General features: G+C 73.5%; 25 protein-coding genes and 1 pseudogene. 10 read left to right on the top strand and 16 right to left on the bottom strand.

The genetic code is table 11. The annotated features are described in order from the left end of the window. Positions 1-369 precede the first annotated feature (369 nt). Entirely contained in the window at positions 370-744 is a 375-nt protein-coding gene (locus tag AB0I60_RS11040) for a hypothetical protein (protein WP_015097510.1), read from the top strand. A 196-nt stretch (positions 745-940) separates the two neighbouring features. Here the strand turns inward: AB0I60_RS11040 and AB0I60_RS11035 are convergent, their stop codons facing one another. Next, positions 941-1,585 (bottom strand): response regulator transcription factor, encoded by a 645-nt coding sequence (locus tag AB0I60_RS11035; RefSeq protein ID WP_360728545.1) that lies wholly within the window; start codon positions 1,583-1,585, stop codon positions 941-943. Then, on the bottom strand, positions 1,467-2,399 hold the full coding sequence (locus AB0I60_RS11030; RefSeq protein ID WP_360727746.1) for a sensor histidine kinase: 933 nt from the start codon (positions 2,397-2,399) through the stop codon (positions 1,467-1,469). Before AB0I60_RS11030 ends, AB0I60_RS11035 begins: the two co-directional genes overlap by 119 nt. 270 nt (positions 2,400-2,669) lie before the next feature. On the opposite strand from AB0I60_RS11030, the gene AB0I60_RS11025 reads away from it, so the two are divergent. Continuing rightward, complete coding sequence (locus AB0I60_RS11025) at positions 2,670-2,795, top strand: hypothetical protein (RefSeq protein WP_360727744.1); 126 nt, start codon at positions 2,670-2,672, stop codon at positions 2,793-2,795. A 373-nt stretch (positions 2,796-3,168) separates the two neighbouring features. On the opposite strand, the gene AB0I60_RS11020 is transcribed toward AB0I60_RS11025, so the two are convergent. Both AB0I60_RS11020 and AB0I60_RS11015 read right to left on the bottom strand, forming a co-directional pair. Beyond that, positions 3,169-4,965 carry a gamma-glutamyltransferase family protein gene (locus AB0I60_RS11020; RefSeq protein ID WP_360727741.1) on the bottom strand — a complete coding sequence of 599 codons (1,797 nt, stop codon included), beginning with the start codon at positions 4,963-4,965 and terminating at the stop codon, positions 3,169-3,171. A 114-nt stretch (positions 4,966-5,079) separates the two neighbouring features. Then, positions 5,080-6,375 carry a UDP-glucose/GDP-mannose dehydrogenase family protein gene (locus AB0I60_RS11015; RefSeq protein ID WP_360727739.1) on the bottom strand — a complete coding sequence of 432 codons (1,296 nt, stop codon included), beginning with the start codon at positions 6,373-6,375 and terminating at the stop codon, positions 5,080-5,082. Positions 6,376-6,670: 295 nt separating this feature from the next. On the opposite strand from AB0I60_RS11015, the gene AB0I60_RS11010 reads away from it, so the two are divergent. Together AB0I60_RS11010 and AB0I60_RS11005 are read left to right on the top strand one after the other, a co-directional pair. Further along, positions 6,671-7,423 (top strand): SDR family NAD(P)-dependent oxidoreductase, encoded by a 753-nt coding sequence (locus tag AB0I60_RS11010; protein WP_360727736.1) that lies wholly within the window; start codon positions 6,671-6,673, stop codon positions 7,421-7,423. Positions 7,424-7,626: 203 nt separating this feature from the next. Continuing rightward, complete coding sequence (locus AB0I60_RS11005) at positions 7,627-7,923, top strand: hypothetical protein (RefSeq protein ID WP_360727734.1); 297 nt, start codon at positions 7,627-7,629, stop codon at positions 7,921-7,923. Between the two features lie 195 nt (positions 7,924-8,118). Here the strand turns inward: AB0I60_RS11005 and AB0I60_RS11000 are convergent, their stop codons facing one another. Then, positions 8,119-9,756, bottom strand: coding sequence for a TM0106 family RecB-like putative nuclease (locus AB0I60_RS11000; RefSeq protein WP_360727732.1), 1,638 nt, complete (start codon positions 9,754-9,756; stop codon positions 8,119-8,121). A gap of 119 nt (positions 9,757-9,875) precedes the next feature. On the opposite strand from AB0I60_RS11000, the gene AB0I60_RS10995 reads away from it, so the two are divergent. Further along, a complete protein-coding gene (locus AB0I60_RS10995; RefSeq protein WP_360727731.1) occupies positions 9,876-10,310 on the top strand; it encodes a DUF6474 family protein in 435 nt (144 codons plus the stop codon). Positions 10,311-10,358: 48 nt separating this feature from the next. Here AB0I60_RS10995 and AB0I60_RS10990 read toward each other — a convergent pair whose 3' ends face one another. Then, positions 10,359-11,951, bottom strand: a complete 1,593-nt coding sequence (locus AB0I60_RS10990) for a BCCT family transporter (protein WP_360728543.1) — start codon at positions 11,949-11,951, stop codon at positions 10,359-10,361. 202 nt (positions 11,952-12,153) lie between these two features. Next, a complete protein-coding gene (locus AB0I60_RS10985) occupies positions 12,154-12,540 on the bottom strand; it encodes a hypothetical protein (protein WP_360727729.1) in 387 nt (128 codons plus the stop codon). 148 nt (positions 12,541-12,688) lie between these two features. On the opposite strand from AB0I60_RS10985, the gene AB0I60_RS10980 reads away from it, so the two are divergent. The 3 genes from AB0I60_RS10980 to AB0I60_RS10970 are packed head-to-tail and all read left to right on the top strand — an operon-like array spanning position 12,689 to position 15,038. Next, positions 12,689-13,444 (top strand): YcnI family protein, encoded by a 756-nt coding sequence (locus AB0I60_RS10980; protein ID WP_360727727.1) that lies wholly within the window; start codon positions 12,689-12,691, stop codon positions 13,442-13,444. Then, positions 13,441-14,019, top strand: coding sequence for a copper resistance CopC family protein (locus AB0I60_RS10975; RefSeq protein ID WP_360727723.1), 579 nt, complete (start codon positions 13,441-13,443; stop codon positions 14,017-14,019). Before AB0I60_RS10980 ends, AB0I60_RS10975 begins: the two co-directional genes overlap by 4 nt. Then, entirely contained in the window at positions 14,016-15,038 is a 1,023-nt protein-coding gene (locus AB0I60_RS10970) for a CopD family protein (protein ID WP_360727721.1), read from the top strand. The genes AB0I60_RS10975 and AB0I60_RS10970 overlap by 4 nt, the downstream gene beginning before the upstream one ends. Before the next feature lie 5 nt (positions 15,039-15,043). On the opposite strand, the gene AB0I60_RS10965 is transcribed toward AB0I60_RS10970, so the two are convergent. From AB0I60_RS10965 to AB0I60_RS10940, 6 genes and pseudogenes are all read right to left on the bottom strand, one after another. Further along, the gene (locus tag AB0I60_RS10965) at positions 15,044-16,051 is read right to left on the bottom strand and encodes a hypothetical protein (RefSeq protein WP_360727718.1); all 1,008 of its coding nucleotides are present in this window, start codon (positions 16,049-16,051) and stop codon (positions 15,044-15,046) included. After that, entirely contained in the window at positions 16,000-16,167 is a 168-nt protein-coding gene (locus tag AB0I60_RS10960) for a hypothetical protein (RefSeq protein ID WP_360727715.1), read from the bottom strand. The genes AB0I60_RS10965 and AB0I60_RS10960 overlap by 52 nt, the downstream gene beginning before the upstream one ends. 431 nt (positions 16,168-16,598) lie before the next feature. Further along, a pseudogene (locus AB0I60_RS10955) lies at positions 16,599-16,868 on the bottom strand (hypothetical protein); the annotation flags it as partial. Positions 16,869-17,214: 346 nt separating this feature from the next. Next, positions 17,215-17,508 (bottom strand): hypothetical protein, encoded by a 294-nt coding sequence (locus tag AB0I60_RS10950; RefSeq protein WP_360727712.1) that lies wholly within the window; start codon positions 17,506-17,508, stop codon positions 17,215-17,217. A 93-nt stretch (positions 17,509-17,601) separates the two neighbouring features. Next, positions 17,602-18,492, bottom strand: a complete 891-nt coding sequence (locus AB0I60_RS10945; protein ID WP_360728540.1) for an aminoglycoside phosphotransferase family protein — start codon at positions 18,490-18,492, stop codon at positions 17,602-17,604. Between the two features lie 14 nt (positions 18,493-18,506). Next, positions 18,507-19,832, bottom strand: coding sequence for a helix-turn-helix transcriptional regulator (locus tag AB0I60_RS10940; RefSeq protein WP_360727709.1), 1,326 nt, complete (start codon positions 19,830-19,832; stop codon positions 18,507-18,509). 276 nt (positions 19,833-20,108) lie between these two features. Here AB0I60_RS10940 and AB0I60_RS10935 point away from each other — a divergent pair, with 276 nt between their 5' ends. Next, complete coding sequence (locus AB0I60_RS10935; RefSeq protein ID WP_360727707.1) at positions 20,109-20,432, top strand: hypothetical protein; 324 nt, start codon at positions 20,109-20,111, stop codon at positions 20,430-20,432. Positions 20,433-20,445: 13 nt separating this feature from the next. Beyond that, a complete protein-coding gene (locus AB0I60_RS10930; protein ID WP_041311488.1) occupies positions 20,446-20,808 on the top strand; it encodes a hypothetical protein in 363 nt (120 codons plus the stop codon). A 300-nt stretch (positions 20,809-21,108) separates the two neighbouring features. Here the strand turns inward: AB0I60_RS10930 and AB0I60_RS10925 are convergent, their stop codons facing one another. The 3 genes from AB0I60_RS10925 to AB0I60_RS10915 form a co-directional block, all read right to left on the bottom strand. Further along, complete coding sequence (locus AB0I60_RS10925) at positions 21,109-21,900, bottom strand: SDR family NAD(P)-dependent oxidoreductase (protein WP_360727705.1); 792 nt, start codon at positions 21,898-21,900, stop codon at positions 21,109-21,111. A 15-nt stretch (positions 21,901-21,915) separates the two neighbouring features. Then, positions 21,916-23,082 carry an MFS transporter gene (locus tag AB0I60_RS10920; protein ID WP_360728537.1) on the bottom strand — a complete coding sequence of 389 codons (1,167 nt, stop codon included), beginning with the start codon at positions 23,080-23,082 and terminating at the stop codon, positions 21,916-21,918. A 62-nt stretch (positions 23,083-23,144) separates the two neighbouring features. Continuing rightward, on the bottom strand, positions 23,145-24,362 hold the full coding sequence (locus AB0I60_RS10915; RefSeq protein ID WP_360727702.1) for a family 1 glycosylhydrolase: 1,218 nt from the start codon (positions 24,360-24,362) through the stop codon (positions 23,145-23,147). Positions 24,363-24,387 lie beyond the last annotated feature (25 nt).

The following is a 24,387-nucleotide window of genomic DNA, read 5'->3' as shown; positions in this document are numbered from 1 at the left end:
AGGATAGCCGCGCGCGAGCTGCCGGTATCACCCGATCCGGGCCGACCGGCGGCGGCCGGGGTTGGCCCCTCCGTCGGAAGGCAACCCCCGTCCCATGCGCGGCGTCTCTTGTGGTGATGGCATCCCCCGACCGACCGGAGAAGCAGATGTGGCTTGCTGTGAGCCTGGTCACCTTGGGAGCGGTCACATTTTCGGCGCGCGCGCTTTGGGCGCTGCGGTCTGCAACGAAAACAGACCGGGATCGTCCTCGCATTGAGACCACTTCGTCCACCTAGGCCCTATGGGGGATTGTGCGCTTGCCGTACGATCAATTTCGGGTCAACAGACCTGTGCCTGCTAGGGGACCTCAGATACAGAGGTAGGTGCGCCATGGATCTCGCACTGAGCAAGGTCATCGAGCTGCGCGAGAGCGGTTTCCAGTTCCTCCACCTCCGGGACGAGGACGGACAGCTCGATCGCATCATGGCGTTCAAGCAACGCAGAGGCTTCATCGACTCGATCCTGTTCTGGTCCGAGACGGAGGCGCGCGCAGGCCGCCTACCTGCGGTTCGGGACAGCACGCGGGCCGCGCAGGCGGTCTGGATCTACGAGGGGCCGCTGGTCGAGGCCGTCGACCGGCTGCTCGACCTGCCCGAACCGGGCTCCCGCAACGCGCCCACGCTGATGAAGCGGACCGCGTCGGACCTCGCCGTGGTGACGACGCTGCCGTTCAAGCTGAAGCTGCCGCCGGGCGCGATCGCCTGACTTCCCGTTCGATCCCCAGCCCCGCGTGAAGAACGCGGGGCTCGTCGGCCTGGTCACCCTCCGTGCATTTGTTCGGTCCCATGCTTGCTTTCTGTAGCGAGCATATGCACCCTCCCGGGAGCCTTCCCGGAATGTGCAACCAATACGGGGAATACCCTGGGTGACCAGAGGTATAACAATTCCTCATACTGTCGGGTTATGGCCGACGCGGACTCACCAAACCCGATTCGTACGCGAGCACGACCAGTTGCGCCCGGTCCCGCGCGCCCAGTTTCGTCATCACCCGGCTCACGTGCGTGCGCGAGGTCGCCGGGCTGATGACCAGGTGACCGGCGATCTCGTCGTTGGACAGACCGCCCGCCACCAGGGCCAGGATCTCCCGTTCCCGGGCGGTCAGCTCACGCAGCGCGGCCGGGTTCGGTCGCCGGTGCTCCGGACGGGCGGCGTATTCCTCGATCAGGCGACGGGTGACGGTCGGTGCGAGCAGCGCGTCCCCCTGCGCGACCACCCGGAGGGCACGCAGCAACTCCACCGGGTCGGTGTCCTTGAGCAGGAAACCCGAGGCACCGCCGCGCAGCGCCTCGAACACGTACTCGTCGACGTCGAACGTCGTCAGCACCAGGACCCGCACGCCGGGCAGCTCGGCGCAGATGTCGCGGGTGGCGGCCAGCCCGTCGACCCCGGGCATCCGGATGTCCATCACCACCACGTCCGGGCGGTGCTCACGCGCCAGCAGCAGCGCCTCCGCCCCGTCGCCGGCCTCGCCCACCACCTCGAACCCGTCCTCGGTGTCCAGCAGCAGGCGGAACCCCGCCCGCACCAGCACCTGGTCGTCGGCCAGCACCACCCTGATCACGCGCCACCTCCCACGGCAGAACCGCACGCACCTCGAACCCGCCACCCGGCAGGGGCCCGGCCTCCAGCCCGCCGCCCAGCGCCTCCACCCGCTCCCGCATCCCCCGCAGCCCCGAACCCGACCCCTGCGCGGTCGGCTGCGGACCCGTGCCGTCGTCGCGCACCGAGACCTCCAGGGCGGAGGGCGTGCGGGTGAACGCGATGGTGATCGACGTGGCGTCCGGCGCGTAGCGGAGGGCGTTGGTGAGCGACTCCTGCACCACCCGGTACGCCGCCGCGTCGACCGGGGCCGGCAGCTCGCCCGGGTCGCCCACCACGCGCGCCTTGGGCACCGGCCCGACCAGCTCGGGCAGCCGGGCCAGCGAAGGCACCGGAGCGACCCCCTCGCCGGTGCGCAGGACGCCGAGGGTCGCGCGCAGGTCGTCCAAGGCGCGTCCGGACGCCTCTTTGATGGCCCGCAACGCCTTGACCGCCTCGTCGGGGCGGCGGTCGGCGACGTGCGCGGCGACGCCCGCCTGCACGTTGATCATCGCCAGGCTGTGGGCGACCACGTCGTGCACCTCGCGCGCGATCCGCAGGCGCTCCTCCTCGACCTGGCGGTCCCGGCGCTCGGCGACCCGGACCCGGCGCAGCGACAGCAGCGCGAAGGCGGGGACGACGATCAGCGGCCCCCCGTGCCCGGTCACGTAGTAGAGCCAGGTCGACACGCCGGTGACGGCGATGACGGCGACCGGGTAGCGGCGCCGCCAGAGCAGCGGCACGAACGTCGCCGCGAACCACACCCACGCCAGCCAGGCCACGGGACGACCGTACGGGAGGGTGCTCAGGGCGGACATCGCCCGCGAAGCGCGCTCGCCGGGTACGACGCCGGCCGTACGCCGCCGGCTGTTCGACACCGGCTGTTCGACACCGGCTGTTCGAGACCCGCCGTACAAGGCCGGCCGGACGAGACCGGTCGGTCGACCTGGGCAGCGCACCTCGGTCCAGCTCCACCGCTCCGGGTGAAGGAATCCACTCGGAGGGAGTAGCGGGCTTGATCAGAGGGGCCGATCTACGAAATTTTCTGCCCCATGGACCTCGGCAAGACCACCCCGGGAAGGCCCCCGGCACCCGACCCCGGCGACACCGCCGAGGCGTCAGGTCCGGCGAAGGCCACGCCCGAGGAGGCCCCACCCGAGGACCGGGGCGTCGGCTGACCGACCCCGCCAGAGCCGGAACGGTCCCGGCCCCCTCCCCCTCGGGCCGGGGCCGTTCCAACCTCAAGCCACACCACCCCTGAGCGAAGCCACACCCCCCTGAGCGCTGCCGCCTGTCGGCCCCGCCGCGCACAGTTCTCACCGAGCCGGCACCGCGCCACTCCCACCGAGCGGGCACCGCCGCCGCCCGCGCTGAACCGCTGAGCCGCACTGGACCGCTGAGCCGCGCCGAGCCCGCCCGCCCCACGGCTTGCCGCCCGCGCCACCGCTCACGGCTCGCCGCCCGGACAACGCCGCCGCTTCCCAGCCGCAGCACGTGCCACTTCCAACGGGCACGCCCCGCTCCCGACGCGCACGCCCCGCTTCCGACGGGTCAGCGGCCTACTGCGTAGCCCTGGTTGCCTCGGGCGTTGGCCGCGCCCCGGAGCAGGCCGTCCCGGGCGTCGCGGCCCACGGCGGACATCCGGCCGAGGGCCCACGGGCCCGCGTCGATCACCTCGTGGCCCCGGTCGCGCAGCGCGTCCAGGGTTGCCGCGCCGAGGCGCGACTCGACCACCAGTTCGCCGGGCGTCCAGGCTCGCGGGTAGAACGAGCTCGGGAACGCGTTGCTGTGCCACATCGGCGAGTCGATGGCTTCCTGGAGGTTCAGGCCGCCGGTGGTGTGGGCCAGCCAGAAGCCGAGCTGCCACTGGTCCTGCTGGTCGCCGCCGGGGGTGCCGAACGCGGCAGCCGGGTCGCCGGCGCGCAGGGCGAGCGTCGGGGACAGCGTGATGCGCGGGCGCTTGCCCGGGGCGAGGGTGTTCGGCAGGCCCTCGTCCAACCAGAACATCTGCGCGCGGGTGCCCAGGCAGAAGCCGAGCGACGGGATCGTCGGGGACGACTGGAGCCAGCCGCCGGACGGGGTGGCCGACACCAGGTTGCCCCAGCGGTCGACGACGTCGATGTGGACCGTGTCGCCCCGGACCGCACCGGTGCGCGAGACAGTCGGCTCGCCGAGGGCGCCGCCGCCTCCTTCTTTCCCGGCAACGAAACTACCCGCCAGTACGTGCCCGGCCAGCACCGGTTTCAGTCCATCAGGGGACCCAGGACGCAAATCGCGCGACGCCGTCTCTCCGACGAGCGCGCTCCTGGCCTGCGCGTACTCCCTGGACAGCAGCGTCTCCAACGGTACGCCACCGCTGTCGCCGTACCACGCCTCGCGGTCGGCGAACGCCAGCTTCGCGCACTCCACGGCCAGGTGCACGGTCTCCGCCGTGGGCACGCCATCCACATAGGACAGTCGGTCCGCGAACGCCTCCAGCAGCCGCAACTGTTGCAGCAGCACGGGTCCCTGGGACCACGCGCCGATCTTGGCCACCGTCCACTCACCGAAGTCCGCCGTCACGGCGTCCTCGTAGGTCGCCTGCCACGACGCCATGTCCTGGCCGGTCAGCACGCCGGCGTGGTCGACGCCCGAGTCGTCGCGGAACGCGGTCCGGCAGAACTGCTCGACCTGCGCCGCCACGAACCCCTGCGACCACGCCCGCCGCGCCGCCTCGATCTGCGCCTCGCGGTCGCTGCCGGCGGCCTCGGCGGCGGCGAGCAGCCACTCCCACGTGTCGGCCAGCTTGGGGTTGCGGAACCGCGCGCCGGGTCGCGGGGGCTGCCCGCCGGGCAGCCACAGGGCGGCGGACGACGTCCAGTGGTCGCGGAACAGGTCCGACACCGTGTCGACGGTCGCCGAGACGCGCTCCAGCAGCGGGAAGCCGTCGCGCGCGTAGCCGATGGCGAACCCGAGCACGTCGCGCAGCGACTTGGTGCCGTGGTCGCGCAGCAGGGTGAGCCACCCGTCCCACGCGCCCGGCACGGTGGCCGCCAGCAGACCGCTGCCCGGCACGAGGTCCAGGCCGAGGTCGCGGTAGTGGGCGGTGGTGGCCCCGGCGGGGGCGACGCCCTGGCCGCACAGCACCTTCGGGGTCGCGTCGGTCCCGGTGGTGAACACGACGGGCACTTCGCCACCGGGCCCGTTCAGGTGGGGTTCGACGACCTGGAGCACGAAGCCGGCGGCGACGGCCGCGTCGAACGCGTTGCCGCCGTCCTCCAGGACCGCCATGCCCGCGCTGGAGGCGAGCCAGTGCGTGGACGCGACCATGCCGTGGGTGCCGACGAGTTCCGGCCGGGTGGTGAACACGCGGACAACCTACGTCGGCACCCCGTGCATGGTTAACCTGGCGAACTAAATTGTGTCCTTTTCTACGGCGGTCGGCGCACGTGGGGTGCCTTGGCGGAGGCGGGCCGGCGGTGGTCAGCCGGTCGCGGCGGGTTGGCGGCGGCCCAGGCCGTGGAGCACGAGGCCCGCGCGGTGGAGGGCGTCCGCGTCGAGGTGGTTGCGCGTGTCCAGCACCTCGACGCCGTTCATCAGCGCGGCGACGCGCTTCCAGTCCAGCAGCCGGAACCGGGGCCACTCGGTGAGCAGCACGACCGCGTCGGCACCCCGGACCGCCTCGTAGGGGTCGTCCACGACGGTCATGCCGACCAGCGGCCGGCTGATCTCCGGGTCGTGGGCGACGAGTTCGGCCCCCTCGAACGCGAGCAGTTCGGCCACGGCGAGCGCGGGCGAGTCGCGCAGGTCGTTGGTGCCCGCTTTGAACGCCAGCCCGAGCACGCCGACGCGGGCTCCGGCGAGGGTGCCGCCGACGGCGTCGCGGACCTTTTCCACGACCCGCCGCTGCTGCCGCCGATTGGTGTCGATGGTGGACCTGAGCAGGGCGAAGTCCACGCCCACGGAGTCCGCGATGCGCACCATGGCGTGCGTGTCCTTGGGCAGGCACGACCCGCCCCAGCCGGGTCCGGGCCGCAGGAACGCCTGGCCGATCCGCCGGTCGTGGCCCATGCCGGCGGTGACCGAGGTGACGTCCGCGCCGACCAGCTCGCACAGCTCGGCGATGGCGTTGACGTAGGACAGCTTCATCGCCAGGAAGCAGTTGGCGGCGTACTTGACCATCTCGGCGCTGGCCGCGTCCATCAGCACGGTCGGTGCCCCGAGCTTGGCGAACAGGGCGGCGACCCGCTCGGCGGCCTGCGGCGAGTCGGAGCCGACGACGATCCGGTCCGGGTGCAGGAAGTCGCGCACGGCGCTGCCCTCGCGCAGGAACTCGGGGTTGGACACGACGGCGACGTCCTCGCGGCCGACCAGTTCGGCGACCCGGGCGGACGTGCCGACCGGGACGGTGGACTTGCACACCACGACCGTCCCGCAGGGGAGCACCTCGCGCAGGTCGCGGGCCACCGACTCGACGGCGGACAGGTCGGCGGCACCGCCCTCGCCCATCGGGGTCGGCAGGCACAGGAAGACCACCTCGGCGTCGGCCACGGCGGCCCGCGCACCCTCCACGAACGCCAGCCGGCCGGCGGCCTGGCCCCGGGTGACCAGGTCGGTCAGGCCGGGTTCGAGGATGTCGACCCGGCCGGCGCGCAGCCGGGCGAGCTTGGGCGCGTCCACGTCGGCGCAGACGACCCGGTGCCCCAGGGAGGCCAGGCACGCCCCCGTGGTCAGCCCCACGTAACCCGTTCCCACGACCGCGATCCGCCGGACGAACATGGGGGAACGGTGGCAGCCGAAGTTGGCCGTGGGTGGAACGCAAGTTGTATGCGGAGAGTGAGGTGGGTAGTCCTCCGGGGGTATGCGGAAACAGCCCTGGCGGCGGACGCGGGGGCGGCTCGCCGGGGTGCATCGTTCAGGTATGGAACTGCTGCTGATCACCCTGGTCTTCGCGAGCCTGGCGCTCGTCGCGGCCGTGCCGTTGGTCGCATTGCTGCACCTGTCCGACCGCGAGGAGCTGAACGGCCGTTAACCTCCAGGTCCGGCAGAGTCGCTGGACAACGGAGGGTGGGGCATGGAGATCGAGGGAACCTCGGCGATCGTCACCGGTGGCGCGTCCGGGCTGGGCAACGCGACCGCGCGTGCGCTGGCCGCGCGGGGCGCGAGCGTGTTCGCCCTGGACATCCGGGTGGACGACGCGGAACCCGTCGAGGGCGTCACCTACCTGGCCGCCGACGTGACCTCGGAGGAGGACGTCCAGGCGGCCGTCGACACCGCCGCCGGTTCGGGCGCCCCGCTGCGCGTGGTGGTGAACTGCGCGGGCATCGGCCCGTCGACGCGCACCGTGGGCAAGTCCGGCCCGCACCCGCTGGACCTGTACCGCAAGGTGATCGACGTCAACCTGGTGGGGACGTTCAACGTGCTGCGGCTCGCGGCGGCGGCCATGGGCAAGTCCGAGCCGCTGGAGCACGGCCAGCGCGGCGTGGTGATCAACACGGCGTCCATCGCAGCCTACGACGGGCAGATCGGCCAGGTGGCCTACGCCTCGTCCAAGGCGGCCGTGGTGGGGATGACGCTGCCGGCCGCGCGCGACCTGTCGTCGGTGGGCGTGCGGGTGATGACGATCGCGCCGGGCATCGTGGACACGCCGATGCTGGCCACCGTCTCCAAGGAGTTCCGGGCCGGCCTGGCGGCGGGCGTGCCGTTCCCGAAGCGGCTGGCGCTGCCGGAGGAGTACGCGCAGCTCGCCGTGTCGATCGTGGAGCACGACTACCTCAACGGCGAGGTCATCCGGATGGACGGCGCGCTGCGCATGGCCCCGCGCTAGGTCGCGCGGCTGGTCTGCGCCTGGTCCGACGTCGTGCGGCAGTCACCGGGTGGGGCATTGCCCACATGCCACTGCCCTGCAGGCTGCCGCCGGCACTGTGACGCAGGCACCGCGTCGCGGAGCGTCCCGAGCCTGACGAGCGCGTCACTGCCGCAACAGGGGCAGCTTGCCCGACCCGGCTCGCAACCTGATCGAGGGCCACCATGTCGACACTCGAAGGATTCCACCTCATCGGCGGAGTAGCCGCCGATGAGCGCTCGCGCATCGCATTCGGCAAGGCCGGAATCCGCAAAGACGACCGCTACGCCGTGTCGATCAACGACGAAGGCGCCATCCTGCTCACCCCGCTGGCCAGCATCCGGAAGCGCGAGTTGCTGGTCTGGGAGAACGACGAGCTGAGGGCGTCGCTGTCCCGCGGCTTGGCCGACGCCGCGGAGGGCAGGGCGCGGAAGCTCGACTGGGTCACCGCTGACGTCGAGAGCGACGAAGAGGACGAGTGAGCGCTCCACCCCACGGACTCCTGTTCACCGCCGAGGCTTCAGCCGTCCTGGAGGAACTTCGAGGGAAGCAGCAGCACACCGGGAAGCTCGATTGTGACGAGCGGACCGCACCCATGACAGCCTGCGCTTCCCGAGGGGCACTGTGCCCCGTGTGCCGGAGCGCTGCGCATGGCCCCGCGCTAGGTCCGGGACCGGTCAGAGGTCTCCTGCGAAGGGGAGGCGGTCCATCGCGTCCGAGGTCATCCACTCGCGCAGCGCGTGGGTGGCCCGGACGTCGTCCTCGTTGTACTCCAGCAGCCGGCGGCGCTGGGCCGGGTCGGGCGGTGGGCCGTCCATGCCGACCGCGTCGCGGTACCAGCGCATCGAGTTCTCGCCGCCCGCCTCCGGGTCGCGCCAGGAGAAGCCGGCGACCGGGGCGATGGTCTTGAGGCCCTTGCCGTGGGCGCACAGGAACTGCCGCTGGACGATGCCGAACAGGTCGACCCACGAGTCGGACGTGATGAACTCGCGGACCTGCGCGACCGGGGGGATGCCGGGTCGCCCCTTGAAGCGGTCGGCGGAGCCGAGCAGCCAGCGGTTCTCGGCGAGTTCGTTGTAGCAGTACGCGCGGAAGGTGAGGCCCCGGGCGCGGGCGCGCAGCCGGACGCCGGTGAGCCAGCCCCAGAACTCGGCGAACGAGCGGGCCTCGTCGTCGCACGGCAGCGGGTCCCAGGTGGCGAACGCGCGGTAGCCGGGTTCCTCGCCCACGTCCGCGCCGGACAGCCAGCAGCCCCACATGTACGCGCCGAGGTCGCCGAAGCTCTCCATGTCGACGTCGACCTCGACGTCCGCGCGCGGCACGTCCATCTGCGGCACGCGGCGCACGACCGTCAGGTCGCGCAGCCAGGCGCGGGCCAGCACGACCGCGTCCGGGTACAGCATCCCGACCAGCGGGGTGACCGGTTCCTCCAGCGGGTCGAGGGCGGCCAGGTCGTCCACGGTGGTCACGCCGATCTTGCGCAGCGCCACGGCGTCCTCGCCGCGCACGACCAGGCTGACGTCCCGCGCGGCCTTGAGGTCGACCTCGCACACCGGCCACCACGGGCAGGAGCGGCACTCGACGATCCGCGACGGCCGGGCGAGCGGGTCCGCGCCGGTCGCGGCGGCGGCGGCGACGGCGAGCCGGTCGGAGAAGCGGGAGTCGTACTCGGCCAACGCCGTGCGCCCGTTGGGCCAGGTGGGCGCTTCGAGGTCGTGCCACACGACGACGTCGCCGTCCATGCCGACCACGCCGCCGTAGGACCGGCCGGCGGCGGCGTGCCCGGCGGCCTGGAGCTGGCGCTGGGCGTGGGCCAGCCGGAGCTGGTCGCGGGGCTGCGGGCGGACCTTGCGCAGCGGGTCGACGCGCGCGCCGCCGGGCAGCGGGTGCGACAGCGGCGAGGTGCGCGCGCCGGAGCCGGGATCGGTGACCTTGTGCCGCACGACGAGCACCGGCACGTAACCGGTGGCGTCCTTGACCAGCAGGTCGATGCCGCCGCGCCGGCCGCCGCGCGCGTCGCGGGGCAGCGCCGCGCCCCAGATGTACCGGACGCCGGCCTGCATGGCGGCGGCGGTGACGCGTTCGCGGTCGGCGCTGGGCACGTCCTGCGGGATCTCCATCAGCTCGGAGCCGGCGAACCGGCCGAGCGCCTCGGCGACGACCCGCCGGTGCTCGGTCGCGTCGGCTTTGCGGAGCAGCCCGGTCGGGTCGGGCGGGGCTTTGGGCGCGTCGCGCATGGCTGGATCGTGTTCGAGGTGCACCCGCCGCCGGCAACGAGTGACCACGCCGGCGTCCAACTGCACCTGGGAAGTCACGGCGAAAGGGTATGCCGAGGCGGTTGCGCTTGTACCGGCAACCTGTTCCACCGGCTCCGATCTTCCGTGCGCGGCACCGGTCCGACCTCTAGTGTTCGGGGTGGAGGAGGTGTGCGGCGATGGCACGCGAACGGAGCAAGGGGTTCACGCCCGGTCGGGCGAAGAACCTGGTCGGCGTGGCCAAGGTCGTCGCGCCCGCGCTGATCCCCGTGGTGGCGCCGCTGGCGGCCCGCGCGGCGGCGGCGGTGAGCGACCGCTACGACCGGTACCGGGCGCGCAGGCTGGGCGTCCCGGTGGACGAGCTGTCCCGGTACTCGGGGCACGGCGCGCGCCTGCACGCCCGGATCGCCGGGTTCGCGCAGGCGCTGGAGGACGTGCGCGGCCAGGACCGCGAGTACGCGGAGGCGACCGGGGCGCGGCTGGCGCAGCTCACGGCGGCGGTGCGGGCGTCCGAGCGGATGCCGGCACCGCGCCGCAAGGCCGCGCACCGGGCGGTCGGCGCGGACCTGGACGCGTTGGAGGCCGAGCTGCTCAAGCGCCTCGGCGTGTCCTGACGGCCCCGCGCGGCTGCGCGGGGCCTCCGCCGCGCCCGGCCGGGCCGGTCAGGGGCCCTGGCGCGTCTTGACGATCTGCTCCACGGTGAGCAGGGCGGTCTCCTCGGGGCCGTGCACGACCTCGTCCATGACCTCGGCGACGCGTTCCTCGCGCCGGATCATCGGGTCGCTGCGCAGGTCGCGGGCCAGGGCCACGCACAGCCCGACCATGACCGCCGCGAACGGCAGGGCGGCGATGATGGTCAGGTTCTGCAGGCCGGTGAGCGCGTTCGAGCCGCCGACCAGCAGCATCACCGCCGCGACCGCGCCGGTCAGCACGCCCCAGAACACCACGACGCCCTTCGACGGCGCGATGGAGCCGCGCTGGGAGAGCGTGCCCATGACAACGGACGCGGCGTCGGCACCGGAGATGAAGAAGATTGCCACCAGGACGACCACCAGCGCGGTGGCGACACCCGCCAGCGGGAACTGGTCGAGCACGGTGAACAGCTGGCTCTCCGCCGACGACTCGCCGGCCAGGTCGGTGCCGGTGCGCTGGAGGTGGATGGCGGCACCGCCGAACACGCAGAACCAGACGAGGCTGACCGCGCTGGGCACGCCGATCACGCCCGCCACGAACTGCCGGATGGTGCGGCCCCGGCTGATCCGGGCGATGAACATGCCGACGAACGGCGTCCAGGAGATCCACCAAGCCCAGTAGAAGATCGTCCAGCCGGACAGCCACGCCTCGGTGGCGTCGCCGCCGGACGCGGCCGTGCGGCCCGCCATGTCGGCCAGCTCGCGGAAGTAGTCGCCGATCGCGGTGGGGATGAGGTTGAGCACGAACACCGTCGGCCCGACGACGAACACGAACCCGGCCAGCACGACGGCCAGCACCATGTTGGTGTTCGACAGCCACTGGATGCCCTTGGCCACGCCGGACACGGCGGAGGCGATGAACACGGCGGTCAGCACCGCGATGATGCCCACCAGGACGGCGTTGCCGACCTCCCAGCCGGCCGTGGTGAGGCCGCTGCCGATCTGGAGCGCGCCCAGGCCCAGCGAGGCGGCCGAGCCGAACAGGGTGGCGAAGATGGCCAGCACGTCGATGGCCCGGCCGGCGGGGCCCGCCGCCCGCCGCGCGCCGAGCAGCGGGGCGAACGCGGCGCTGATGAGCTGGCTGCGCCCGCGCCGGAAGCTGCCGTAGGCGATGGCCAGGCCGACCACGGCGTAGATCGCCCACGGGTGGACGGTCCAGTGGAACAGCGTGGTGGCCATCGCGTTCTGCAGGGCCGCGTCGCTGCCGCCCGGCACCGTGCCCGGGGGTGGTTTCACGAAGTGGGACAGCGGCTCGTTGACGCCGTAGAACATCAGGCCGATGCCCATGCCGGCGCTGAACATCATGGCGATCCAGGACACGGTCCGGAACTCGGGCCGCTCGTCGTCGCGCCCGAGCGGGATGCGGCCGTACCGGCTGACCGCCAACCACAGCGCGAACAGCACGAAACCCGACGCGACGAGCACGAACGCCCAGCCCAGGTTGCGGATCACCCAGTCGAGGGCGGCCTTGGACGCCGAGGCCAGGGAGTCGGTGCCGAACACGCCCCACGCCAGGAAGGCGAGTGCAACGGCGGCGGCGACGCCGAAGACCACGGGATCGATCCGGGCGGCGGGTTCGGGTCGCGGTTCGCCCGGCAGCGGCTGTTCGATGGAGTGGGACACGATCTTCACGGGTAGCCCTTACCCCCAATCGGCGCAACCGAAACCCCCTCACTTTGAGAGCGGCTCACACATTGGAGCGCCGGTCTCCTACGCTCTGTGCATGACCAGACGTCCGGCCTCGACCCGCACCGCGCGGGCCGTTCTACTGGCCGTGACATCGGGAGCACTGAGCGTGGCCGCGCATGGGGCGGCCGGGGGCGCGCTGACCGAGTTCGCGCCCGCGCTGCCGTTGACAGTTCTGGTCGCGCTCGCGGGCACGGCCCTGGCCGAACGCGGGCGCGGCCCGTGGGCGGTGTTGGCCGCGCTCGGCGCGGCGCAGGTCGGCCAGCACACCCTGCTCACCCTGGGCCACCACGCGCCCGACGGCCCCGGGCTGGGCTTCGGCCCGCTCGCCATGACCGCCGCGCACGCGGTGGCCGCGCTGCTCACCGGGCTGCTGCTGGCCCGCGCGGACCGCGCGCTGTCCGTGCTCGCCTCGGCGGTGTCCCGCCTGGTCCCGGTCCTGTTCTCGTTCGCGCCCGTGGAGCACCGGACGTGCCCGCCGCCCCTGTCGGCGGTCCCGGGCACGGTGACCGCCGTGGTGCTGAGGCGCGTGCACGGCCGCCGGGGTCCTCCGCCACTCCTGATCACCCGACCCGGACAAGCACACCCCTCTGGTCATCAGGAGACACGACTTCATGTCGACAAATCGTTTTGGCGTGCGCACGTTCGCCAAGGGCGGTGCGGTGCTCGCCGTCGCCGCCGGCATCGCGCTGGGCACGGCGGGCCCGGCCTCGGCGCACGTGACCGCGTCCACCCCCAAGGACGCCGTCCAGGGCGGCTACACCAAGGTCACCATCCGGGTGCCGAACGAGCGCCCGGACAGCGGCACGGTGAAGCTGGAGCTCACCCTGCCCGCCGAGTACCCGCTCGCGTCGGTCAGCACCCGGCCCACGCCGGGCTGGAAGGTCGAGGCGGTCAAGGCCAAGCTCGACAAGCCGGTGCAGAGCCACGGCCGCGAGGTCACCGAAGCGGTCCGCTCGGTCGTGTGGACGGCCGACCCGGGCGTGCGGATCGAGCCCGGCCAGTTCAACGAGTTCGACGTGTCCGTCGGCCCGCTGCCGGACAACACCGACAAGCTGGTCATGCCGACCAAGCAGACCTACGACAGCGGCGAGGTCGTGGACTGGAACGCCCCGCCGCCCGCCGAAGGCGCGGAGGAGCCGGAGAAGCCCGCGCCGGTGCTCAACCTGGTCAAGAAGTCCGAGGGCGGCGACCACCACGGCGACGCCACCGCCGCCGCCGAGCCGGACGAGCACGCCGCCTCCTCGGCGGGCCGCGACGACACCGCCCGCTGGCTGGGCGGCGCGGGCCTGGTCGTGGGCGCGCTCGGGCTGGGCTTCGGGGCCGGGGCCGTGCTGCGGTCGCGCCGCGCGGGCAAGCCGTCCGCATGAGGCGCGCGCTCTCGCTGACGCTGGCCGCGTTCCTCGCGGGCGGTCTGGCGCTGCTCGGCACCGGCACCGCGTTCGCGCACAACGTGCTGGTCGGCAGCGACCCGAAGGACGGCCAGGCGCTGGAGGCCGGGCCGGCGGAGATCACGCTGACCTTCGACCAGCCGGTGCAGGGCGGTGACAAGTTCAACACCCTCACCGTCAAGGGCCCCGACGACACCCGGTGGGAGGACGGCGGCGAACCCGTCATCCGGAACAACTCGGTGACCTTCAAGGTCCGGCCGCTCGGCCCGGCCGCCGAGTACCAGGTGGGCTACCGCATCCTGTCGGCGGACGGGCACCCGGTGTCGGGCACCCTGAAGTTCAGCACCACGAAGGCCGGCGACGGCACCCCGAACGCGGCCACCGAGACGGCCCAGGAGTCGCCCTCGGACGACGGTGGCGTGCCGATCTGGGTGTGGGTCGTGGGCGCGGTCGTGCTGCTCGGCGGTGGCGTGTTCTTCGCCCTGCGCGGCGGCTCGGGCTCCGGCACGGGCACGGGCTCCGGCTCGGGTTCCGGGGAGTCCGCGCGCGGATGACGACGAACCGGACCACCACCCCCGCTCCCCGGTACTGGGTGCTGGGCGGCCTGCTCGGCGGCGGTGCCGTCGGCGCGCTGCTCGGCCTCGGCCTGTCGACGACCCCGGCGGACGTCGGCGTCGCGGAGCCCGGGGTGGTGGTCCAGTTCGCCCAACCGCTGGTCAGGACGTTGCTCGACCTGGCGGCGACGATCGTCGTCGGGCTGAGCCTGCTGCCCAAGCTGCTCGGGTTCTCCCGACCCGCCCTGACCGAGCCGGTCATGCGCGTCGCCCGCGCGGGTGCCGTCGTCGCGGCGGCGGTGTGGGTGCTGACCGCGCTGCTGTCGATCGTCCTGCGGGCCTACGAGACCCGGCCGGACGTGCCGGTGACCACGGCGTCGGTGGTCGACTACGTGCAGCGGGTCGGTGCCGGGCAGGGGCTGCTGTTCAGCGCGGTGTGCGCGCTGGTCTACCTGTGGATCGGGGTCCTGGCGGTCCGCCGGGGCGAGTCGGTGCCGGCCGAGCTGCGCATCCTGGTGTCCATGTTCGGGCTGCTGCCGCTGCCGGTGACCGGGCACGCGTCGAACTGGAAGTACCACGACTACTCCATGATCTCGATGGAGCTGCACGTGCTGGCCGCGGCGGCGTGGACCGGCGGCCTGGGCGCGCTGGTGGTCCTGGTGGCCCACCGCCGGGGCCTGCTGGCCGACGCGCTGCCGAAGTTCTCCAAGCTCGCCACGATCAGCCTGGTCGTGGTGTCGGCGACCGGCCTGTTCAACGGCCTGCTGGAACTGGCGCTCAACCCGGTGATCACGCTGCCCGGGTCGCTGGTCACCACGTCCTACGGGCTGGTCCTGGTCGGCAAGGTGGTGTGCGCGGTGGTGCTGGCGCTGCTGGGCGCGAACATCCGGTGGCGGATGCTGCCGCACGTCGCGCAGCACAGGACGACCGCGATCGTCGGCTGGGCGGCGTTCGAGCTGGCCGTGATGGGCGTGGCGTTCGGCCTCGCCGTCGTGCTCTCCCGCGCCCCGGTCGCCTAGCCCCGTCACGCCCCCGCGCCGGTGGTCCTGGCCGCGCGGTGGAAGCGGACGCTGCCGGCGAAGCCCGCCAAACCGGTGTAGGCGGGGCCGTCGTCCTCGACCACCACGAGCTGCACGCCGGACCCCGCCACCGCGCTCAGGTCGCCGTCGGACCGCACGGCAGCGCCGATGTCCAGGTGGACCAGGCCGGCGAGCCGGGCCGGCGGAGCCCAGCCGGCGACCTCGACGTCCCGCACCGCCGGCGACACCACCGAAGGGGGCAGCGCGGCCAGGTCGAGCACCCCGAATCCGGCCGGCTCCACCTCACCCGCCCCGCCGAACGCCCGCAGCGCGTTGCGCGGGGTGGCTTCCCCTGCCGCAGCGCGCAACTCCATTGAGTGCACGTGGTCCAACCCGCCCACGCCGGCCAGGCCGAGGTCCCGGTAGCCGTGCAGGACCACGGACTCCAGCTCCGGCAGGTCGGCGAGGGGCGACAGGTCCGAGGTGCGGTCCAGCCCGCGCAGGGCCAGGTGCGTCAGCCTGCTGCCGCGCAGCGCGCCCAGGTCGTGCGGCCGGGTCGGGTCGAGCCGGGCGGAGAGCACGCCCGGGTGCGGAAGGTCCGCGAACGCGCCCGGGTCGGCGACCACCTCGTGCGGGTCCACCAGGACGGTCAAGTGCCGCAGAGCCGGCAGCCGCCGGGTGGACGGGACGAGGGCCGGCGACGTCAGCTCCACCGCGCCGCCGACCAGCGGGGCCTGCGCGAGCACGGTCTCGGCGCAGCGCCGGAGGTCGAACCGGTGCCGGCCGTCCACCAGCTCCCGCTGCACCTCCAGCCGGGGATCGGCGGCGCACCCGCGCAGCAGCGGCAGCGCCTCGGCCGCGCCGGTCAGCGCGGCCGAGCGGACCGTCGCGGTGGCCCGCTCGTCCGGCAGCCCCTCCATGCGCGTCGGCAGGAAGCGCACCACCCTGTGCTCGAGGGCGCTCAGCGACGCCAGCTCGGCCAGGTCGCGCGGCGGGACGAGCCGTGCGCGCACCAGGGCGTCGACCCGGCACCCACCTCGGGCGCGAGGTCGCGCGCGGTCTCCGAACAGGCCGCCGCCACCAGCGCGAGCCGGCGGGCGTTCCCGGTGTCGACCTCGCCCCGGTCCACGATCCCGGCGAGCAGCTCACCCGCCTGTGCCGTGCCCGCACGCCATGACCACCGTCCCCCACCACGCGTTCGAGTGCGCGTGGGACACCACCACCGGCAGGCGGTCGCGGCGCATGGCCTTTCCCGCCGCGAGGAACTCCAGGAACGCCCGGCGCGCGAAGCCGACCCGACCCGGGCTCCCGCACCACGCCGCGCCGCACCAGGTGCGCGACCACCTCCCGTGCGGCCCCGGCGGTGACGTGCGGCACCCCGCTCAGCTCGCGCTCGACCCGGAGCGCCGACGACGTCCGGGCGTGCGCCGGCTCCGTCGCGCACCACGTCGGCTCCAAGGTCATCCCCCGGAACCCCGCGCCCGCCAACCAGTCGCCGTCCACCGCCGCGCTGCGGGCGGTCACCACCGCGCGCACGTCCGGGAAGCTCGACAGCAGGTCCCGCAGCCACACCGCCACGTCGGCACGCCGTTCGGCGGGCACCTCGTCCACGCCGTCGACCAGCAGCACCGCCCGGCCCCGCGCCGGCAGGCGGTGCGCCCACCCGGCGGGCGCACCGGACGTGACCGGCGCGACGAGGTCCTCCGGGTCCGGCACCCCGTCCTCCGGGAAGCTCCGCACCCGCACCAGGAACGGCACGCGGTCGCGCCACGCGGCGAGCGCGTCCGGCAGCTCCCCGCGCGCCGCGCGCAGCGCGAGCCGCTCGACCACGGTCGTCTTGCCCGAACCGGGGTCGCCGCGCAGCAGCACGCGCGGGTCGTCGCCGAGGGCCACCTCCACCGGGACACCCGGGAGGTTCCGGCCACCACCCGACGGCCCGTCGTGCCAGTCCTCCACCCGCACCCGGCCGCGACGCACCCGGTCGGTGCGCCCCGTCACGCGCGGGAGCGCGGCCGGCTGCCGGGACGCCTCCAGCGCGTCGGCGAGCGCCAGCGAGTACCCGAGTCGGAACACCTCGTCCCGGTCCACGCGCGAACCCGGCCCCGGGCGCGCCACGCGGGCACGGGGGTGTCTGCGGTGAGTGGACCGTTCGGTGCGGTGAGCTGCGCCGAGCGGGTCAGTCGGTGATCAGTCGCGCTGTAGGGTCCTCGCGCAGCCTGCTCAGCGTCGCCATCGCCCGGTGGCCGCGTCGGTCGAGCTCCTTCGCGTCGATCCAGCCGTGGGCGAAGTAGCGGTAGTCCTGGGCGAGCACGACCAGTTCGGCGAGGTAGTCGGCGGAGCGGCGGCGACGGTCCTCGTCGAACGACGCGAGCAGCGGGAGCTGGGTGTCCACGACCTCGTCCAGCATCCGCGCCGCCTCCAGCGCGCGCTTCGCGCGCCTGCGCCGAGCACCCACCCAACGTCCGATCACGTGCACCTCACCGCAGTCACGCAGCCCCCGTCGCTGCGTGAGTCGGAATCGGCGGGCCGGGCGTTACCGGTTCGTTCCCCCGTGCGCGCGGGTTCAACGGTAGGGCGACCACGGCGTCGTGGTATCGCCGACCCTCAGCGCCACCAGGCGCCGGCGCAGCTCGTCGCGCACGTCCGGGTTGCTGCGCAGGATCGGCAGCACGCTGGTGGTCAGCTTCAGCTCCCGCACGTCGCGCAGCACCGGGAAACCCGCCCACCGCGTCACGTCGAACCCGTACACGCCGGCCAACTGCCGGTACCAGCGCGCGGGGTGGCCGAACCGCGCCACGCCGACCGGCAGCGTGCTCAGGTCCCACTCGCGCGGCCCGATGCTGGTCGAGTCGAAGTCGCAGATCACCGGGCCGGCGGGGCTGGGGATGAGGTTGCCCGGGTGCGCGTCGCCGTGCACCACGCCCTCCGGCAGCGCCGGTGCCAATCCGGCCAACCGCGCCTCCAGCAGGGCCACCCGCTCCTCCAGGAACTCGCGGTCCGGGGCGGACAGCTCCTCGGCGTCCGCGATGCGCCGGCGCACGTCGTCCAGCGGCGACCAGCGCGGCAGCTCGAACGGCGGCGGGGGCAGGTCGTGCAGCCGGCGCAGCAGGACGCCCAGGTCGCGGCCGTCGACCGGCGGACCGCCGGACGGCACGGTGTGCCAGATCGTCGCCTGGTGCCCGCCCACGGTCAGGGGCTGCGGGAACTGCTCGACCAGCCGCACCGAGGGCACGTCGTGGGAAGCCAGCCAGCGCGCCACCCGCACGACCTTCGCGGCCCGGTGCGGCAGCGCCATCGACCCGACGATCCGCACCACCACGCGGTCGGCGGGGAGTTCGAACACGGCGTTGGAGGTGAACCTGACCAGCCGGGCGTCCCGGTGCGCCAACCCGAGGTCGGCGCAGATCCGCTCCAGCACCGCGGTCAGCGCGGCAGGGGTGAACCTGCCCTCCAGCCCGACGCCCAGGGTCAGGCCGCGCTGTCCGTGCCGGTGAACTTGGCGACGCGGTCGGCCAGCTCACGTGCGTCCGGGTTGTTGCGGCGCTTCTCCGCCTCGACCTGCAACGGCATCATGCGGTCCTTGGTGCGCACCGACTTCAGCCCCTCGGACAGGTCGATGGCCTGCTTGCCGATCCGCGCGCCGTGGTCGATGTCGCCTTCGAGCAGGTGGTTGATCGACAGCGAGGTGAGGTTGAACGAGCGGCTGCGGCTCATGTCCTCGCCGAAGCCGTTGATGGCCTTGGACAGCGCCGGGATGGCGATGCGGGTGTACTTCCGCGCGTCGACGGTGAGCGCCAGCTCGGTGTGCACGGTGCCGATCATCGCGGAGAGGTCGTTGCCGTCGAAGAACTTCGCCCACGCGGGCGCCTCGTTGATGTTGGCGCGGGCGAACTCGTCGCGGGCCCGGCCGAGCAGCTTGAGCGCCTGGTCGTCGGAGCCCATCTTCGCGTAGGCCCACGCCTCGTTGGCGCACAGGATGCCCACCGCCAGCTCCGAGCCGGAGTTCTGGGCGGCCAGCTGGCCGAGCTGGAACACCTTCAGCGCGTCGTCCGGCGCGTTCTGGTGCAGGTAGACGCGGCCCATCCGGTACAGGATGTTCGCCACCAGCTCCTCCTTGCGACCCTGCTTCGCCAGCCCGAGGGCCTGGCCGAAGTGGTTGCGCGCGGAGTCGTACAGGCCCGTGTCGAACGAGGTCCAGCCGGCCAGGTTGTGCAGGTCGGCCAGGGCGACGTAGAGCCGCTCCTTGACCAGGTCGGTCGCGTTGGCGCCGAGCATCTGCTGCCCCCACGACAGCTGCGCGACGACGGCGTCGCGGCACGAGCCGCCGCCGTACTGGTAGTCGAGCGTGCGCAGCGCCCTCGTCGCCGCTTCGACCTGTCGGACGTCGGTCATGCCGATCCGGCCGGGGGCCGGTGTCTGCGCGGGCGACGAGGCCCAAGACCCGGAGTCCGTGCCGAACACGGCCGCGCCCACGGTGATGGCGGCGGCGTGCGCGAGGAACTTCCTTCGCTTCACCGACTCGTCCTCCTCAGACTGGGGTGCCTCCGCGGTCGCGGCCACCCGCACTGCCGTGGCCTCGTCGTAGGCGAGGCCCATGTACCCCCTGGGGACACCCAGGCCCTGGGCGATCCGCGCCAGGACGTCGTAGGCCATGACCTGGCGCCCCTTGAGGATCTCCGAGACCTCGGACTGCGACTGGCCCGTCAGCGCCGCGATCTGGCGCTGCGACACGCCGTGCCGTTGGAGCAGCTTGTACACCGAGCTGATCTCTCGTCTGGCCAGCGCGTCCCGCATCTCCTGCTGGTCCCAGACATCCGGCGTAACAGGAGAGCTTTGCGAACCGATGGTGTTCAATTGCGCCCCCTCACAGTCCTTCGGGCGTCATCGGCAGAGTAGGGGCACTCCCCCAAGTGCAGGAAGTGCCGATCGGCGAGGCTGATCGGCCCTGCCGAACTCCGATGACCGCTTACCGTGGAACGACCACCGGCCAGCGCTGTGACGTCCCGATCCGGGTTGAATCATCGCAATGTGGGTTCCGGTAAGCGAGTGAGTACGGAGAGGAACTCGGCTGTGGACCTGATCGAGCGGGCGGTGACCACCACGGGTGGTGCGGCAGCGCGCGTCGGCGCCACGGCCACGGCCCCTCCGGTTTCCCCGACTGTCCAGGAGTCGACCGACCTCGACTCCGGATGGCGCGGCTCGACCGGGCAGCGTCGCTGGTGGCGGATCCGCTGCAGCGACGTGGTGGACCGGGAGCGCTGCCTCACCGTGCTGGTCGACCGGGGCCGCGTGGTCCTGGTCGGCCCGCCGGGTGAGACGGCGGTGCTCTCGGCCGACCAGCTCGTACAGCTGAGGGCCGCGCTACGCGAAGCCGCCGAGCAGGCGGAAAGGTGACGGTGACGTTTCGGTGGACGAGATCCTCGGACAAGTTCTTCGCAACGCGGTGTGGGAGAGGCTGGACCTGCTCAACGAGCTGGCCAACGAGGCCGACGCCCCGTCCTTGCTCTCGGTGGCCCGCTCGGAGCTGCCCCGGCTGACCGAGGGGTGGCGGGCGCTGCTGGCCTCGCACGAACCGGACGAGAAGGGCAACTGCCCCGAGTGCTCCGGTCGGTGGCGGCAGCAGAAGAGCCCGTGCTCGGTGTGGCGGGCGGCGTACGAACACCTGGTCGCGGGCGGCCTGGCCCCGCGCCCGGCCCGACACCTGCGCTCGGCGCCGGTGACCCCTCCGGTCACCCGGTCACGACGTGCGGCGGTGGCCCGGGCCCACTGACGGGCGGTCCCGACCTGTCGTTCCCCCGACGCGACACGGTCGAGCACCCGCCTACTGGCCGGCGGTCCGGGACGTGCGAACCCCCGACCGCGACGAACGGACCGCCGGCCGGCTACACCTGGCGATCGACAACTCCACAGACATCCGCGGGCCGGTGTTGTGCACACCTTCCCTCCCCGACCGGCACTGGTCCGCGGGCACCACGTCGGCCCCGATTGCCTGCCCCTCCCGCGCAGGCAATCGGGGCCGGTTCCACGTCCGGCCCCGGACGGCACGCGCCGCCCGTCCGGGGCCGGCCGCTCAGCGGCGGGTGCCGGTGCGCCAGGTGAGGTAGCCGGTGACGCCCGGCAGCACCCGGCCGGCCACCTCGAACGCCTTGAGCTGCCACGGGAACACCCGTTCGGCGCGGTCGCGCTCCACCACCCGGACGACCTCGGCCGCCACCCGCTGCGGGGTCACCACCGGGATGAGCCGGGCGACGGCCGGGATGCGGTCCTCGGCGCCGGGGTTGTTGGCGAAGTACCGGCTGCTCACCTTGCCGGGCACCACCTCACTCACGCCGACGCCGGTACCCCGCAGGTCGAGCCGCAGCGCGGCGGTCAGCCCGCGCAGCGCGTACCGGGAGGCGGCGTAGCCGGTCGCGCCCGGCCACGGCAGCCGCGACACCGGCGAGTTGACGTTCACGACCCGGCCGCTGCCGCGCCGCCGCATCCCCGGCAGGAGGTGCCGGGTGAGGTGCATCGCGGCGGTGAACGGCAGCGCGGTCATCGCCTCCAGCTCGGCGGGCGGGGTCTCGTCCAGGAACAGCCAGCGGCCCGCGCCCGCGTTGTTGACCAGCACGTCCGGCACGCCGTGCGCGGTGACGACCTCGTCGGCGAGCGCGCCGATCCGGTCGACGTCGGCGAGGTCGGCGGGGATCGCCGACGCGCGCCCGCCGGCCCGGGTGATCCGCTCGACGACGGCGTCGAGCGCTTCGACGCCCCGGGCCACCAGCACGACGGTGGCGCCGCGCCGGGCGAACAGCTCCGCCGAGGCGGCTCCGATGCCCTGCGACGCCCCGGTGACCAGCACGGTCCGACCTGACAGCTGCACGAGTCCCTCTTCTCCCTAGGCGACCGACCGGACCCGGACGACGAGCCCGGCCGCACACAGCGTGGCCAGCGCGGACACCAGGAACAGGCCCCGGTAGCCGCCCAACCCCGCCAGCACGAACGACGTCAGCAGCGGTGCCACCACCTGCGGCAGCGAGTTGGCGGTGTTGACCACGCCGAGGTCCTTGGCGCGGTCGGCGGCGGCGGGCAGCACCTGGGTGAGCAGCGCGAGCGCCACCGCCCAGTACCCGCCGAAGCCGACGCCCAGCAGCGGGGCGGCGACCAGCGCGGCCTCCCAGGTCGGCCAGGCGGCGAGCAGCAGCGCGGCGGCGGCCATCACGCCGGCGGCGGCCAGGACGAACGGCTTGCGCCGCCCGGTGCGGTCCGACCAGGCCCCGAACCAGAACGCGCCGCCGGTCAGCGCCGCGCCGTAGAGCAGCATCAGCACCAGCAGGCCGTCCTCGGGCGAGGGGTGGTGCACCTCGTCGCCGAGGAAGTACAGCAGGTAGAGCGTGCCGAACGCGTTGCCGAGGTTGATGGTGAAGTGGCAGCCCCAGGCCCACGCGAAGTCCGGGTGCCGGCGCGGCGACACCCACAGCTCGCGCCACCGCAGCGCCGGGCGCTCGGCCAGCCGCGCGTCGGGCGTGCGCAGCACGAACACCAGCGCGAAGACCACGACCGCGCCCGCGCACGCCAGGTAGCCCGAGGTCGGCCCGCTGACCAGCACGGTCACCACGACCGCGCCGAGCACGGTGCCCAGCATCTGGCTGGTGCCGACCAGCCCGCCGACCCTGGCCCGCTGGCGGACCGGGACGCGGTCCGGCACGGCGGAGGTCAGCGCGGCGAGCATCGCGTTGAGCCCGGCCTGCACCAGGCACCAGCCGACCACCAGCGCCGCGACCGACCCGGCGGAGGAGAGCACGACCAGGCCGAGCGCGCCGACGAGCGCGCCGCCCAGCGTCCACGGGTGCCGCCTGCCCCAGCGCGCGGTGGTGCGGTCCGAGGACAGGCCCGCCAGCGGGTTGACCACCAGCGCGACCAGCGCGCCGATGCCGGTGACGAGCCCGAACACCGCCTCCTTGGCCGTGCCGGCGAGCAGTTCGGCCTGCTGCGGCAGCAGCACCTGGAGGGGCGCGTAGATGCCCAGCCACAGGCCGAGGTTGGCCAGGAACAGCAGCGCCATCCACGACCGCCGGACGGGGACGACCGGTTCGCCCAGCGGGTCGGCGGCCGTGCCGGGCGCGGTCACCGCCGGATCCGGTCGCGGTACCAGGCGAACGACGAGCGCGGGGTGCGCCGCTGGGTCGCGTGGTCGACGTGGACCAGGCCGAACCGCTGGGAGTAGCCCGCTTCCCACTCGAAGTTGTCCATCAGGGTCCAGGTGAAGAACCCGCGCGCGCCGGCCTGCTCGGCGGCGGCGATGTGCCCGTCGAGGTAGGCGATCCGGTCCTGGTCGTCCAGGTCGGCGCAGCTGCACCCGCTCTCGGTCACGTAGACCGGCGGCAGGTCCGGGTAGCGGTCGCGCAGGTCGGCCACGACCTCGCCGAGGCCGGACGGCACGACCGGCCAGCCGAAGTCGGTGCGCGGGTACTCGGTGATGTCGACCAGCTCGAACGGCAGCGGGTTGCCCTCGGACGGGGCGCGCAGCCGGGTCGGGTTGTAGTAGTTGACGCCGTAGAAGTCGAGCGGCTCCGAGGTGATCGCCAAATCGCCGTCCACCAGCGGCAAGCGGTCGCTCAGCTCCGCCGGGTAGTCGCCGCGCAGCAGCGGGTCGGCGAACAGGTGGTTGTGCAGGGCCGAGTACGCGGCGGCGGCCTCGACGTCGTCGGGTCCGGCGGGCCAGGCGGGGGTGTGGTTGTTGGCGGTGCCCACGGCCCGCGCGCCGGCGGCCCGCAGCGCGCGCACGGCCAGGCCGTGCGCGAGGTTGAGGTGGTGGGCGACGGGCAGCGCGTCGTAGAGCAGGGTCCGGCCCGGCGCGTGCTCGCCGGTCCCGTAGCCCTGGAGGGTGACCATGGCGGGTTCGTTGACCGGGATCCACAGGGCGACGCGGTCGGCGAGCAGGTCGCCGACGACGGAGGCGTACTCGGCGAACCGGTGCGCGGTGTCCCGGTCGAGCCAGCCGCCCTGCTGCTCGACGGCCAGCGGGGTGTCCCAGTGGTAGAGGGTGGCGACGGGCGCGATCCCGGCGTCGAGCAGGGAGTCCACCAGCCGGTCGTAGAAGCCGAGCTGCGCCGCCCTCGGCCAGGCCACGGAGAACCGGTAGGCGCCGACGCCGAGTTCCCGCAGCAGGGCGACGTCCTCGGCGTGGCGGTGGTAGTGGTCGCAGGCGACCTCGGCGGTGTCGCCGCCGGCCACCGGGAACGCGTCCCAGACCGAGGGCACCCGGCCGTCCTCGCGCAGCGCGCCCTCGTTCTGGAACGCCGAGGTGGAGACACCCCAGAGGAATCCGTCGGGCAAGGTCACGGCACGCCTCCCAAACATGAAATGG

The sequence above is a fragment of the Actinosynnema sp. NPDC050436 genome (assembly GCF_040655415.1).
GTDB lineage: Bacteria > Actinomycetota > Actinomycetes > Mycobacteriales > Pseudonocardiaceae > Actinosynnema.
This window is presented reverse-complemented; position numbering and strand designations above follow the sequence as displayed.

Coding starts and splice junctions, on each gene's coding strand:
- AB0I60_RS10940 (WP_360727709.1), bottom strand. CDS start 19,832: ATGCGGGACGCGCTGGCCAGACGAGAGATCAGCTCGGTGTACAAGCTG.
- AB0I60_RS10980 (WP_360727727.1), top strand. CDS start 12,689: ATGTCGACAAATCGTTTTGGCGTGCGCACGTTCGCCAAGGGCGGTGCG.
- AB0I60_RS10920 (WP_360728537.1), bottom strand. CDS start 23,082: ATGGCGCTGCTGTTCCTGGCCAACCTCGGCCTGTGGCTGGGCATCTAC.
- AB0I60_RS10995 (WP_360727731.1), top strand. CDS start 9,876: ATGGCACGCGAACGGAGCAAGGGGTTCACGCCCGGTCGGGCGAAGAAC.
- AB0I60_RS11040 (WP_015097510.1), top strand. CDS start 370: ATGGATCTCGCACTGAGCAAGGTCATCGAGCTGCGCGAGAGCGGTTTC.
- AB0I60_RS10970 (WP_360727721.1), top strand. CDS start 14,016: ATGACGACGAACCGGACCACCACCCCCGCTCCCCGGTACTGGGTGCTG.
- AB0I60_RS10975 (WP_360727723.1), top strand. CDS start 13,441: ATGAGGCGCGCGCTCTCGCTGACGCTGGCCGCGTTCCTCGCGGGCGGT.
- AB0I60_RS11015 (WP_360727739.1), bottom strand. CDS start 6,375: ATGTTCGTCCGGCGGATCGCGGTCGTGGGAACGGGTTACGTGGGGCTG.
- AB0I60_RS11010 (WP_360727736.1), top strand. CDS start 6,671: ATGGAGATCGAGGGAACCTCGGCGATCGTCACCGGTGGCGCGTCCGGG.
- AB0I60_RS11005 (WP_360727734.1), top strand. CDS start 7,627: ATGTCGACACTCGAAGGATTCCACCTCATCGGCGGAGTAGCCGCCGAT.
- AB0I60_RS11025 (WP_360727744.1), top strand. CDS start 2,670: ATGGACCTCGGCAAGACCACCCCGGGAAGGCCCCCGGCACCCGACCCC.